At 30.9% G+C, this 14,288-nt stretch carries 10 protein-coding genes; 6 read left to right on the plus strand and 4 right to left on the minus strand.

Going from position 1 to position 14,288, the window contains the following annotated elements; all coding sequences use genetic code 11:
• Positions 1-123 precede the first annotated feature (123 nt).
• Positions 124-1,422, plus strand: a complete 1,299-nt coding sequence (locus HX088_RS06625; protein ID WP_171621941.1) for a cation:proton antiporter — start codon at positions 124-126, stop codon at positions 1,420-1,422.
• 137 nt (positions 1,423-1,559) lie between these two features.
• Positions 1,560-2,945, plus strand: a complete 1,386-nt coding sequence (locus tag HX088_RS06630; protein ID WP_225539396.1) for an AAA family ATPase — start codon at positions 1,560-1,562, stop codon at positions 2,943-2,945.
• 39 nt (positions 2,946-2,984) lie between these two features.
• Here HX088_RS06630 and HX088_RS06635 read toward each other — a convergent pair whose 3' ends face one another.
• From HX088_RS06635 to dnaN, 3 genes are read right to left on the minus strand one after another with little or no spacing between them, the layout of a single operon-like run.
• Positions 2,985-3,416, minus strand: coding sequence for an META domain-containing protein (locus HX088_RS06635; protein ID WP_286483727.1), 432 nt, complete (start codon positions 3,414-3,416; stop codon positions 2,985-2,987).
• Between the two features lie 13 nt (positions 3,417-3,429).
• Positions 3,430-5,859: a phenylalanine--tRNA ligase subunit beta gene (gene pheT / locus HX088_RS06640; RefSeq protein ID WP_286483728.1), complete on the minus strand. Its 2,430-nt coding sequence runs from the start codon at positions 5,857-5,859 to the stop codon at positions 3,430-3,432.
• 36 nt (positions 5,860-5,895) lie between these two features.
• Positions 5,896-7,014, minus strand: a complete 1,119-nt coding sequence (gene dnaN / locus HX088_RS06645; protein WP_171621945.1) for a DNA polymerase III subunit beta — start codon at positions 7,012-7,014, stop codon at positions 5,896-5,898.
• Between the two features lie 269 nt (positions 7,015-7,283).
• Between dnaN and HX088_RS06650 the strand changes: the two genes are divergently transcribed.
• The 4 genes from HX088_RS06650 (at position 7,284) to HX088_RS06665 (ending at position 11,840) form a co-directional block, all read left to right on the plus strand.
• On the plus strand, positions 7,284-7,562 hold the full coding sequence (locus tag HX088_RS06650) for a GNAT family N-acetyltransferase (RefSeq protein WP_171621946.1): 279 nt from the start codon (positions 7,284-7,286) through the stop codon (positions 7,560-7,562).
• 6 nt (positions 7,563-7,568) lie between these two features.
• Positions 7,569-8,195: a carbonic anhydrase gene (locus HX088_RS06655; protein WP_225541140.1), complete on the plus strand. Its 627-nt coding sequence runs from the start codon at positions 7,569-7,571 to the stop codon at positions 8,193-8,195.
• Positions 8,196-8,260: 65 nt separating this feature from the next.
• The gene (locus tag HX088_RS06660) at positions 8,261-11,086 is read left to right on the plus strand and encodes a hypothetical protein (RefSeq protein ID WP_286483729.1); all 2,826 of its coding nucleotides are present in this window, start codon (positions 8,261-8,263) and stop codon (positions 11,084-11,086) included.
• A 4-nt stretch (positions 11,087-11,090) separates the two neighbouring features.
• Positions 11,091-11,840 carry an SDR family NAD(P)-dependent oxidoreductase gene (locus tag HX088_RS06665; RefSeq protein WP_171621949.1) on the plus strand — a complete coding sequence of 250 codons (750 nt, stop codon included), beginning with the start codon at positions 11,091-11,093 and terminating at the stop codon, positions 11,838-11,840.
• Between the two features lie 58 nt (positions 11,841-11,898).
• Here HX088_RS06665 and HX088_RS06670 read toward each other — a convergent pair whose 3' ends face one another.
• On the minus strand, positions 11,899-14,265 hold the full coding sequence (locus tag HX088_RS06670) for an outer membrane beta-barrel family protein (RefSeq protein ID WP_286483730.1): 2,367 nt from the start codon (positions 14,263-14,265) through the stop codon (positions 11,899-11,901).
• Positions 14,266-14,288 lie beyond the last annotated feature (23 nt).

Genomic DNA, 14,288 nt, shown 5'->3' on the forward strand with positions numbered 1-14,288 from the left:
TGAGCCCGATACAATATCGAACTCATTTTTATAATTATTAATTTTTAATCTGTCCAAACTTTTGGGTGCAGTCTATAAAGTGGCTCTTTTTTTGTAACTTTTCAGAATTATTAATCAACATCAATGGAACTATATTATTCTTTTTCGGTTCTTATTGTTCTTGCAGCATTATTTTCTTATGCGAATCTTCGATTCTTGAAATTACCAGGGACAATTGGAATTATGATTATCGCAATGCTTGTTTCTGTCGCCATTCGTCTTTTAGGTGATAGTTATTTTCCTGATGCAACAAAAGACTTTTTTCAATTATTTAAAAGCCTTGATTTTAATGAAATATTAATGGGAGCAATGCTTAATTTTTTGCTTTTTGCAGGTGCAATGCACGTTAATATTCTTGATCTAAAAAGTTTGAGGTGGACTATTGCGACCTATGCTACAATTTCGGTAGTGATATCTGCCTTTATCATTTCAGCAATTTTATATTACATCGCACCATATTTCGGTATACAAATTCCGTATATCTATTGTTTGTTATTCGGAACATTGATTTCTCCAACTGATCCAATTGTCGTTTTAGGAATTTTAAAACAAGCAAAAGTTCCTAAAATTATCGAAACAAAAATTACAGGAGAATCGCTATTTAATGATGGTGTAGCAGTTGTAATGTTTGCTGTAGTTTTACAAATTGCAACTAATCCAAACTTTGATGCAGATTTTGTAAGTGTTTCTAAGTTATTTTTAATGGAAGCAGGTGGAGGAATTATACTTGGACTTTTATTAGGTTTTACAGCTTCCAATTCGATGAAAAAAATCGATGATTACAAAGTTTCAGCTCTGATTACACTATCTATTGTAATGGGAGGATTTTTAATAGCTAAAGAACTTCATGTTTCAAGTCCATTGGCAATGGTAATTGCTGGTTTAATTATCGGTAATTATGGAAAAAAAGTCGCAATGAGCAAAACTACTCAAGATTATCTTGCTAAATTTTGGGAATTGATCGATGAAATTATGAATGCAATTTTATTCCTTTTTATTGGTTTCGAATTGTTATTAATAGAAGATTTGATGGGGCAGATTTTACTTGGAGTCGTAGCTATTTTTATTGTTTTATTATCGCGAATGTTATCCATAATAATTCCGGCGCGTACTATTTTACGAAAGAACACCTATTCAAGAGGTTCGTTAATTGTATTGGTTTGGGGAGGAATTCGTGGTGGAGTTTCCATTGCATTAGTACTTTCGATGCCAAATTCTGAATGGAAAGATTTATTATTAGAAATTACATACATCGTTGTTTTATTCTCGATCGTTATACAAGGTTTGACTGTTGGTAAAGTCGCAAATCGTGTATTAAAGGAAGAGGTAGATGAAGCAAATAAAGAAGAAATGGATGAATATCTTCATTCGTCAAAATTATAGATCTGAAAAATATATTAATTAAACAAACAAGCGCATCTATGGATGCGCTTGTTTGTTTAACAGAAGTTTAGAAATTAAAAAGATCTAGTTCGTGAATTAATTTCTATTTTTAATAGAAATAAGTTTAAACCAACAAAATGAAACTAAAAGATTTATCCAATCAACTCGAAATATCTTTAGGAAGTTTACAGAATTTTATCAATGATTTTAATATTGATTTGAGTTTTTGTATTGACGAAAATTTTAATGTCACTGAAGAATTTATTGATTTTTCCGAGAAGAATATTGATTTTTTGAAAAAATATGCTGAAGATCATTCGAAAGAAAAGACGATAGAAGAAATCGCAAAAACGATAGGAGCCAAAGAAGAAGAAGTGCTTCATTTTTTTGTTTCGAATGGAATTCCTGCTGAGGTTGCTAAACAAATGAAAACAGCTGTTTCGAGCTATTTGATTCATTCATACATTGGAGGAAAATATCCATTTATAGAAAAAGCTTTTCCTCAATGTGAAGATTTTTCTGGAAAAAGTTTAGTCGGTTACACAGATTTGTATTTTTATTTAACCGATATGTTGGATCCTTTTATTAGCAAAGATCAAGTAAAAAGATGGGGAATTTCTAAACCTGCTGGACTTGTTTTATATGGACCTCCGGGAAGTGGAAAAATTTATTGGGCAAGAAAAATAGCAGATATGATTGGCTACGAATTTGTTCATGTTTTTAACGACTATTTAATTGGAAATTTTGATTCTAAGAAAAATAAATTTTCTGATTTTTTATCAAAGAAAATGAATCAACCCAATACACTTTTGTTTATTGATTCGTTTGATGAATTGTTGCATTCTTCGTCTGATAACAGTATTTCTCCAGAAATGATAGATTTATTTTATTCAGTTTTGAGACATATTCAGAAAAACGATAGACAAGAATTATTGATTGTTGGAGCGGTCGAATCATTGTCTATTTTGAATGATGAAATTGTAGCTCCAGGACGTTTTGATATGCATATTCCAATTTTTCCACCAACTTTAGATGAACGAATTCAATTGATTTTACATCATTTAACGGCTAATTTAGCCCTGGACTCTCCATTGTTAACTATTTTGAAAAACCAAAATGCATTGAACAAAGATTTTTGGACTCCTTATGCTGCAGAAATGAGATTGTTTTCGAATACAATGTTGATCGATTTTACTCAATCCTTAAAAAAACGTTTGTATGCTTTGTTTAGAAAAGATGAAACGAAAAATATTATGATGACAGAAAAGGTTTTGTTTTCAGCTTTTCAGGAAGCAAAGTCAAAATTAACACCAGATTATTTGAGACATTGTGCAATTTTTGTGAATGAGGCTCAGCAAAATGTTGGACAAGATTTTCCGCATCGTTTGATTGAATTGAATGCAGATTTAGAGTTTTATTTAACGACAAAAGAAATACCAATCACAAAAATTGGTTTCAAACAAAGTGATGAATCAGTTGATTTAAATACAAATCAATCCTCAGTAGAAAATAATGAAGTATAAAAAAAGCTCCCAAATTTGGGAGCTTATATTTCTAAAAAACTAAATCGTTTTAAATTTTAATAATAAAATATTGCCTTTGTAAAGATGTAATTCCTTTCCAGAAATTTCATAGCGATTTACGTTTTTCAACATGGATAAAAATGCTTTTTCTTCATTCAAATTTGGACAAGCTATTTTTGTTTCAGAAAAATTCACAAAACTTGTCACCTCTCCAACTTTTGTAATAGAAGCGTTGAAATTGTTGCAACCCGCAAATCCACTTACAGTAGAATTCGCTTCGTCAATTAGTATCATCACATCTTTTTCGTACAAACCTTTTACGGTATTATTGTCATTCATCAAATACCAGTTTTGATATGAAATCGAAACATCTGTTTTCGATTTTAATCTTGCAGTGTTAGTTGTAGAACAAGACGTCGCTACAAAACTCATTAAGATAGTTGCTGAAATTAGGGTTACAATCTTTTTCATTTTTCGGAATATTTTATCTCAACTCAACGTTGAATTTTTCTTGATACAATTTGATTAATTTATTCATTAAACCATCAATTTCTTGATCGTTCAATGTTTTATTTTCGTCTTGAATCATAAAACTTAACGCATATGATTTTTTACCAGCAGGTAATTTATCACCTTCGTAAACATCGAATAAATTAACCGCTTTCAATAAGTTTGTTTTAACTTCTTTCGCTGCTTTAAAAAGTTCTTCGTACTTCACAGTAGAATCAATTAGCAACGCTAAATCTCTACGAGAACCAGGAAATTTAGAAATTTCTTTGTATTTTAAATCGTGTTTGTTTGCCAAATCAATCATTGTATTCCAATTTAATTGTGCAAAGAAAACATCTTGATTTACACCTAATTTTTTCGCTAATTTTTTGTTGATGATTCCAAGCTTTCCTAATGACTTTTCACCAGAAATAAATTCAATTCCATCCAAGAAATTATCATCTTTTGCAGGAACTTCATCCATTACTTGAATATCTAATCGAACAAAAATTTGTTTGATTAATCCTTTTATATCAGCAAATGAAGCTTTACGTAAATTTCCAGTCCAAGATTCGCTATTAAAGTTTCCTGAAAGAACGATTCCTAAACATTTATTTTCTTCATAAATACCATCAATTTTACGGTAAATATTCCCGAATTCGAATAATTTAACATCCGAATTACGACGGTTAATGTTGAACGCTACATTTTCTAATAATCCATTCAATAATGTACGGCGCATAACTGCTAAATCAGCTGAAAGCGGATTTAACATGGCAACACTTTCTCCTTCTGGATAAAAGAAAACTTCTTCGTATTCTTTTTTCGTTAATGAGTTATTCATCGCTTCATTAAATCCGAAAGAAATCAGTTGACGTGCAATAAAATCTTCTATTTTATCTGGGCTAACTTTTTGATTTGGAACGTAAGAAAAAGAGAATTTAGAAGGGATTTCGATGTTGTCATACCCATAAATTCTCAAAATATCTTCGATCAAATCCACATCACGTAAGACATCTACACGATAAGCAGGAACTTCTAAATTTAAAACGTCATCATTTTCTGATAAGATTTTGATTTCTAAGTTCTCTAAAATTGTTTTGATTTTAGCTTCAGGAATTTCAACGCCTAATAATTCGACAACTTTTCCTAAACGTAATTTTACGTTAAAGTTATCTATTGGATTTGCGTAAATATCATCAATATTTGAAGCAATTTCTGCTCCTGTAATTTCAACTAACATCAACACTGCTTTTTTCAATGCATCAACTGTGATATTAGGGTCAATTCCACGTTCAAAACGGAAAGAAGCATCTGTATTCAATCCATGTGCTTTTGCACCTTTACGAATTGTTACAGGCTCGAAATAAGCTGATTCTAAGAAAATAGAAGTTGTTGTTTCAGAAACGCCTGAATCTTTTCCTCCAAAAACTCCCGCAATACACATTGGATTGTTTTCGTTGCAAATCATCAATTCGTGTCCTTTTAATGTTCGCTCAACGCCATCTAAAGTAGTGAATTTTGTTCCTTCAGCTAATTTCTGAACAATGATTTTATTTCCTTCAATTTTATCAGCATCAAAAGCATGTAAAGGTTGACCTAAATCGTGTAAAATATAATTGGTAATGTCCACAACATTGTTAATTGGAGATAATCCAATGACTTTCAAACGATTTTTTAACCAATCAGGTGATTCGGTAACTTTTATATTTTTCAAGTAAACACCAGCATAACGCGGTGCTGCTGCTGTATCTTTTACTTCGATAGAAATTGGGTTTTGACCTAAATCCGTTGTAGGATAATTAGATACATTATACGTATTGAAGGTAGAGTCAATTTTACGTGTTTTAAGCGCTGCGTGTAAATCACGAGCAACACCAAAATGAGACATTGCATCTGCACGATTTGGTGTTAAACCAATTTCTATTTCATGGTCAATTTCATCATTTTTTCCGAAAAGATCAAATGTAGAAGTACCTGGTTTTAATTCTTCTGGTAAAACTAAAATTCCAGAATGATCAGTACCGATTCCTAATTCTACTTCAGAACAAATCATTCCAAAAGATTCTTCACCACGAATTTTAGCTTTCTTAATTTTAAAATCTCCATCTGGAGAAGGTAAAACTGTTCCGACAGTTGCTACAGGTACATTTTGTCCTGCTGCAACATTAGGAGCACCACAAACAATTTGTGTTTCTTTTCCGTCTCCTAAATCTATTTTAGTAACTTTTAATTTATCTGCATTTGGATGAGGTACAGCTGATAAAACTTTACCAACTAATACAGTTTCCAAGTAATTTTTAGCGCCACCTACTTGTTCTACTCCTTCTACTTCTAAACCTGTACTTGTTAGTGTAGCAGATACTTCATCAAGTGTTATATTAGTATCAATGTAGGTTTTTAGCCAATTGTATGAAATTTTCATTGTATTGTAAAAATGAATTTTATGTATTCTTGTTCATTATGCGTTAAGCATAACTGGCATAACTAACATTAAGATTTCTTCGCCATCCTCAAGTCCATCAACCGGTTTGATGATTCCTGCGCGATTTGGTTCAGACATTTCTAATGTTATTTCTTCTGATTGTAAATTATTTAGCATTTCAATTAAGAAACGAGAATTGAAACCGATTTGTAAGTCAGTTCCGTTATAATCACAAGGAAGTCTTTCTTCTGCTTTGTTTGCAAAATCGATATCTTCCGCAGAAATTGTTAATGAATTTCCGACTAATTTTAATCGAACCTGATTGGTAGTTTTGTTCGAGAAAATAGCCACTCGTTTTAATGATGTTAAGAATAAATTTCTGTTAATCGTTAATACGTTTGGATTTTCTTTTGGAATTACGGCTTCATAATTTGGATATTTACCATCAATTAAACGACAAGTAAGCACGATATTCTGAAAAGAGAAACGTGTATTTGTATTGTTATATTCGATGATCACATCGTCATTATTTCCTCCTAAAATATTTTTCAATAAGTTAAGTGGTTTTTTTGGCATTATATAATCTGCAGCTTGTAAATTGTCTAAACCATTGCGTGTATATTTCACCAAACGATGGGCATCTGTTGCAACAAAACGAAAAATATCTGCACTTGCTTGGAAGAAAACTCCCGTCATAATAGGACGTAATTCGTCGTTTCCAGTCGCAAAAATTGTTTTGATAATTGCTTCTGATAAAATGCTTGCACTAAGTGTTGTAGAACTTGCATCTTCTATATCTGGTGTTTGTGGATATTCGTTTGCGTCTTCAAATGCTAACTGATAATTTCCTTGTTCTGAAACAATTTCCAACGTATTTCCTTCTTTCTGGATAAAAGTAAGTGGTTGAGCTGGAAAAGTTTTCAACGTATCTGTTAAGATTTTTGATGGAATAGCAATTTTTCCGTTGTCATTAGATTCAACTTCTAACGTCGTAGAAATAGTCGTTTCCAAATCAGAACCTGTGATCGTTAATTGGCTACCGTCCAATTCGAATAAAAAATTATCAAGGATTGGTAAAGTATTATTAGAGTTTATTACTCCTCCGATTAAGTTAACATTTTTTAATAACGTGTTGCTCGATACAATAAATTTCATATGAAGAATCTTTCCTTAAAATATCTAACAAATGTAATAAATAATCAAGTAAAAAACTCATACCTATACATTAAATATTATATCGAAGGGTTTGTTGTTGATAATCAATTAGAAAGCTGATTGTTAAAAAAATATTTTTATTTGTATCAATTTTCTTTGATTAAAAAACTTTTCGACCTTAAATTTGTCTGGTATTTATAGATATTTAACAATTATTAGGGGCTTTATCTCATCTAAAAAGAGTAATTTAATTTCAAATATAAACTGCAATGAAGATCGAATTAAATTTAGAAGGAAAGAATGGCGTTTTTGTTATGACTGACGATAACAACAAAGAGGTAGGAGAGCTTACTTTTATGTTGAAAGAGGAACAAATGATTGTCAATCATACTGGTGTTAATCCTGAATTGAGAGGGAAAGGTTTAGCCGAAAAATTAGTGTTAGAAGCTGTAAAATACGCAAGAAAAAATCAGTTGAAAATCATACCGTTTTGTAGTTATGTAAGTGTTTACATTGGTAAGCATCCCGAGGTACAAGATGTAATTTAAAAAATTATGAATTTAAAAAAAGTTTTCGAACACAATCAAGAATGGGTAAATAAACGTTTAGGTCAAGATGAACACTATTTTGATAAACTTTCGGCAGGACAAAATCCTGAAATTCTTTATATTGGTTGTTCGGATAGTCGTGTTACAGCGGAAGAATTATTAGGTGCTGAACCTGGAGAAGTCTTTGTTCACCGTAATATTGCAAACATGGTCATTAGTTTGGACATGAACACAACGTCGGTTTTGGCTTATGCGGTAGAGCATTTAAAAGTGAAACATATTGTAGTTTGTGGGCATTACAATTGTGGAGGGATTAAATCTGCCATGATTCCAAAAGATTTAGGAATTATGAATCCTTGGTTAAGAAATATACGAGATGTGTACCGTCTACATTCAGAAGAATTGAATGCAATTGAAAATGAAGGAATGCGTTACAACCGTTTAGTAGAGCTAAATGTACAAGAACAATGTGTCAATGTGGTTAAAAATCCTTTCGTGCAACGCGCCATGGAAAACGGATTAATTGTACACGGTTGGGTGTTCGATTTGTTTACAGGGAAATTAATTGATCTGAATCTTAATTTCGATTTAATTCTTGAAAACATCAAAGAAATTTACGATATCAACGAATAGCTTTTAACATTTTATTAAGTTTGGTATAATAATTGTCTTTTTACGTTGTTAACCAAACTATATCAATGAGTAAGAACCGTTGGATAAAAAAAGTAAGTATCGCGCTAATATCTATTATTGCGATACTTTTTATACTTAGTTTTTATATTACTTATTTTCTCAATAATCGTCTCCCAAAAATTATTGCCGAAAAAAATGATACAGCTTACAATCTGACCTACGAAGATTTAAGTTTCTCTATCTTTAATTCGTCTCTTTCACTTAAAAATGTCGAAGTATCTCCTAAAGATTCTTTGATGATAAAGGATTCTATCGAAGCAACCGGAAAAGTTAAAGAGATTAAAGTAGTTGGTATCAATTTTTTCAAGTTAATCACCCAAAAAGAAGTTGCTGCACTTTCGCTCAATATCCACCATCCTTCAGTCAATTATTACTTAAAAGAAAAAAAAGATTCCGTCAAAAAAGATACGATTCATTCAAAAGTTGGACAAAGCATTGATGTGTCTAATGTAAACATTAAAAACGGCGAATTTAACTTGTATTCACAATCAGGAAAAAGACATCTCGCAAATGTTTCTAATTTTGATATTGATTTTGATGGCGTTCGTTTCAACGAAAGAACAATCAATAAAAAAATACCATTTAAATACGCTGCTTTTGACATCAAATTAGATTCGATGTTTTTTGTATTGAAAGAGAAACAATTAATTCGAGCAAGAAAAGTTCAGTTTAATCAAACCGATTTTGAATTGGATGATTTTTCGATGAAACCACTTAAAATGAATGGGAAATTATATGTTCCAAATGATTCAGAAAATGATTTATTGGACATAGCATCTCCTTTGCTTTCACTTTCTAATATGGATTGGGGATTTACTTCGGAAGATAAGTTGTATTTTAAAACGGATTTAATTAAATTCAAACAACCACGAATTACCATTATTCAAGCAAAATCTGAAAATAAGATAGCCGATAAATCAGTCAAAAAAGTTACCCTAAAAACAGATGATGCTGAATTGATCAACATCAAAAAACTGCAAATAGAAAATGGAAAAATTCGTTCACTTTTTTCGAACGCAACAACTGTAAAATATGCGGTGAATAATGTTGTGTTGAATATTGAAGGAATAAAAATGAACGAATTAACGCGCACCAATGAAATACCTATTGATTATAAAACGTTTCGTATAAAGTTAGATTCGATGTATTATCGCTTAAATGAAATGCATACGTTAACGGCTTCTAATTTTGATTTTACAGAAAAGAAATTGATTCTGAAAAACTTTAAAATGAAACCAATGATCTCTAAAAATAAATTCAATAAAAATCACACAAAATCAAATACGTTATTGGATGTTGAAGCACCTATTTTAACCTTAAATAAGATCAGTTGGGGAATGAAAAATGGTGAATTTTATTTTCATACGAATTCAATCAAATTGGATGAGGTAAATGTGAAAATTATCGATCAAAAAAATCAAAAAAATATAGCGAAGAAAGCTGAAAATGCAACTCAAAAATTTTTAATCAATTTCAATCTTGGTGTAGATACAATTCAAATTAAACAATCTCGATTTATCGCTTCGCAAAAGTTTGATTTGAATCATGTTAATTTGACTATTTTAGGTCTGAATAATGAGTTTGGGAGAGAACTTCGAATTAATCATATTCTTTTCAAAAATCCAAAATTCACGATTTATGGTCAACCTAGACGTGTTGCTCAGCGCGAAGGAGAAACTTCTAAGGCATTTAATGATATTATAAAAGTAGATAAGGTTTCGTTGGTAAATGGTCATTTGGAGGTGATTCCTTATCAACAAAAAATACCAACCTTATCCTTGAAGCAAATTCAATTGGTATTCGATCAGATCAATGTAGATCCAAAAACGATTCAAGAAGCCATACCTTTTTCCTATCATTCAGTTTTATTAAAATCTTCAGGAATAGAGTATGATTTAGGAAAAACCTATCAATTAAATACGGGAGCATTACAATTTTACAACGGGAATTTAACGTTAAATCAAATGAATTTAACACCGAAAGTTTCTCGAAAGGCGTATACAGCATCTTTGCAAAAACAAGCAGATTTGTACACCGTTTCTGTCAATCAAATCAATGGAAATGGTATAAAGTGGGGAATTTCGCCCTCAAAAGATTTCTTTTTGAAAGCGAATCAATTGAAATTAAATCAACTTTATGCAAATATTTACAGAAGTTTAGTTCCGCCTGATGATACAAAACGTAAAACAATGTTTTCAGAAAAATTACGGGAGATGAAGTTTGATTTAGGTGTAAAGGAATTGCAATTGGTGAATTCGAAATTGGAGTATGAAGAAGAAACTGAAAAAAGTATCGGAACTGGAAAATTAACTTTTTCGTCGATAAATACAACCGTTAAAAATGTCAATTCTGGTTATCGTAAAAAATCATTACCAGATGTCAATGTTGATTGGCGTTCCGAATTTATGAAGGGAGATTTGCGTGCGAATTGGACATTTAATCCTATGAATCGTGCTGAAAAATTTAATATTAAAGGCGGCATAACAAAACTACCTGCAAAAAATCTCGATCCTTTTGTAAAACCATATCTTAAAGTTTCTGTTGATGGATTTTTTAATCAAATAAAATTCGATTTTGATGGAAATGATAAAGTTGCAAGTGGTAATTTTGGAATTGATTATCAAGATTTGAATGTAAATGTTTTGCGAGATGATGGATCGAAACGCAAGCTTTTATCAGCAGTTGGAAATACAGCAATTAAAAATAATTCGCGAGGAGAAATGCGAGAAGAAAAAGTAGAAAATGTTGAACGAAAACAGGATAAATCATTTTTTAATTTCTTTTTAGCTTGTATCTTAGACGGTCTTAAAAAAGCACTTTTAATTATTTAAGAAAATGAAAAGAACAGTCTTCATTACCGGAGCAACATCTGGCATAGGAATGGCGACAGCAAAGAAATTAGCACCAAATTACCGTTTAATTTTATGTGGACGTCGTCAAGAACGATTAGATGAAATTCAAGCAGAATTGAGTCAACTAACTGAAGTGAAAACCATTCAATTTGATGTTCGTAACAAAGAAGCTGTTTTTCAAGCAGTAGAAAGTTTAGAGAACGAATGGAAAAATATTGATGTGTTAATTAATAATGCAGGAAATGCACATGGGTTAGCACCTTTCGACTCTGCTGATGTAGAGGATTTGGAAGCAATGATTGATATCAATGTTAAAGGATTAATTTATGTTTCTAAAGCGATTATTCCATTGTTAAAACAATCAAATCATGCACATATTGTCAATCTTTCTTCAATCGCAGGAAAAGAAGTTTACCCTAATGGTGGCACATATTGCGCGTCTAAAGCAGCAGTAGAATCGTTGAGTAAAGGAATGCGTTACGATTTGTTGCCTTACGGAATAAAAGTTTCAAATATTGCGCCTGGAGCAGTAGAAACAGAGTTTTCTTTGGTACGTTTCAAAGGCGACGAAGAAAAAGCAGACAATGTATACAAAGGATTCGAGCCTTTACAAGCAGAAGATATTGCAAATACAATCGAGTATTTATTGCAACAACCAGAACATGTGCAAATTGCAGATGTGACTATTTTTCCAAAAGCTCAAGCTGGTGGAACAGTTATTTTAAAGAAATAATTTTTATTTGATCATAATTTTTTAAAATGAAAAGCCTCTAAAACAGAGGCTATTCATTTTAAATCCTATTTTGTTCTGCTGTTTTTTGAACTTGTTTCGCATCCTTTACTTTCTGATTTCCGAAATTGTATTTCAAATTCAACATAAAATATTGTGTGTCGCGATAATCTTTGAAAACCTGATTCTGATTTGCATATTTTGTTGAAATAGTATTGCGATCAGTTCTGAAAATATCATTAAATGTTAAACCTATTTCGAAACGTTTGTCCCATATTTTTTTATTCAAAATTAAGTAGGTATTTTGGGAAGAGCTGATGTTAAACGAACCTTGAATTGCTTTTGAATTGTATTGATAGCCAGCTGAAATGTTAAAGGTTTTTTCTTTATCCAAATCCAGTTGTGTATTCAAATTCAAGTGATAAAAAAATACTTCATTTTTATATTGTTGTTGTTCTGGTCCAAAATAATAGTTTTGATTGTATTCGCCCATTGCAAAGAAATTTAGTTTCCACCACGACTTTAGATTGAAATTTTTCGAAAAATTTGCTCCAAAAGCTTCTCCATTTTTGATGTTCGTAAAATGATAAACCGTTTCGAAAGTTTCAGGATTTTGAATTGAAATTTCCATTGCAGGGTCTTTCTCATAGCGATAATACATTTCAAAATTCCAATCTTTTAAAGTGTAAGATAAACTCAAATTGTGAATAATCGTAGAAACTGCGTTTGCATCGCCTTGAAAATATGAAAATAGATTGTAATACGATTTCGAAGGATTCAAGAAATTATAATTTGGTCGATTAATTCTTTTGCCATAATTCAAACCAATTTGTCCTGCGTTTTCAAAACTGTACATCAAATATATTGTTGGAAATAAGTCTGTATTTGTTCGTTTATTATGATTAATTGGGTGATCAGAAATCGTATTAATCCAAGTTGTTTCAGTTCTCAAACCAGCTTTTGCTTCCCACTTTTTCCAGTTGTAATTTCCAGAAAGATATAAAGCAAAAATCTGTTCTTTGTAATTAAAAACATTACTTTTTTCGGGTTGATATTCGATTTGATTTTGAATTGATTCAAAAAAATCTAAATCATTGTCATTTTTCACAAAACTATGTTTTGCTCCAGCCTCCAAACCAAAATTTTCATGAGTTAAACTATAATCAATTTGAGTAGAAAATAAATTCAATTTTTGAAGTGCAGTACTTAAAAAACGGTTTTCTTCATAAGGTTTATCTTTGAAATTTAATTTCGTTAAAACATCTTGATTTTCTTTGTAATAGCGATGACTAAAATTGTTGCTCCAAGTCAAATTGTTTTTTTCAAACTTTTTATCATAAACTAAATACGTGTTGAAATTATTTGAAGCTTCGCGACGATGATTTTGTGTGATATAAAAAGATTCGAGTTGATTATTTGTTGTGTTGTAAATATTTGTCGGAACATTATAATTCCCAATTGATGCAGGGTTTCTTGATCCATTTATTCCGAACTGAAAATGCTGCAAGCTATCGATTGAATATTGAGAAGCAAAATTGTAGAGATGCTGCTGTTTCGCAACTGTTCTGCGAATCATGTCGCTCTCCCAACGTGTTTTATCATCTTGAAAAGTTACAACATCAAAATTTTTGCGAACATATTTTCCATTCACAAAATAATAATTTCCTGTCAATTGCCATTTTTCTGTATTGTAAGACTGTGTTGTTCCCAACATTCCTTTGCTATAAATCGATTGATGATAACGCGTAGCGATTTGTCCTTTGTAACCAGAAAGTACATTTTTCTTCATTTTGATGTTGATAATCGCACTTCCAGACGCCTCATATTTAGCAGGTGGATTTGTAATGATTTCAACCGAAAAAACTGTGATACCATCTGTATTTTCTAACAATTGTTTCAATTGATCTTCCGTCATCAAAGTTTTTTTATCATTAATCGTGATCAAAATTTGTGTGTTTCCTCTTACGCTTAATTGATTATTTTTTAAGAGAACATTTGGTGTGTTTTTCACGATATCCCAAGCGCTAAGATTTTGTAAAGGTGTATTTTCTACATTAAATTCTATTCGGTCAATTTTTCGTTTCAACAAAGGTTTTTGAGCTGAAACAACAACATCTTTTAGGTTTATTGTTTTATCTTTTTTGAGTACAATTTGAATAGATTTTGTATTATTAGTTTGATAGGTTTCTTCAAATTCTTGGTAGCCGAATTCTTTAATATATATCGTAAATAATTTTGCTTGATGAAGTTCAAAACTGAATTCGCCATTTTCATTCGATTCAGTTATAATAGGATCTTGTGAAGGAATTTCAATTTCAATAGAATTTTTTGTTAATGGATTATTTTGCTCATCCATCAATTTTCCAGTTATAACCTGTGCAAAAATTATGGATGGAAATAAAAGTAAGATATAAACAATTGTTTTCATTCAAATAGTTTTAACAAAGTTGA

The sequence above is a fragment of the Empedobacter sp. 225-1 genome (genome assembly GCF_030328185.1).
In the GTDB taxonomy this organism is placed as follows: Bacteria; Bacteroidota; Bacteroidia; order Flavobacteriales; family Weeksellaceae; genus Empedobacter; species Empedobacter stercoris.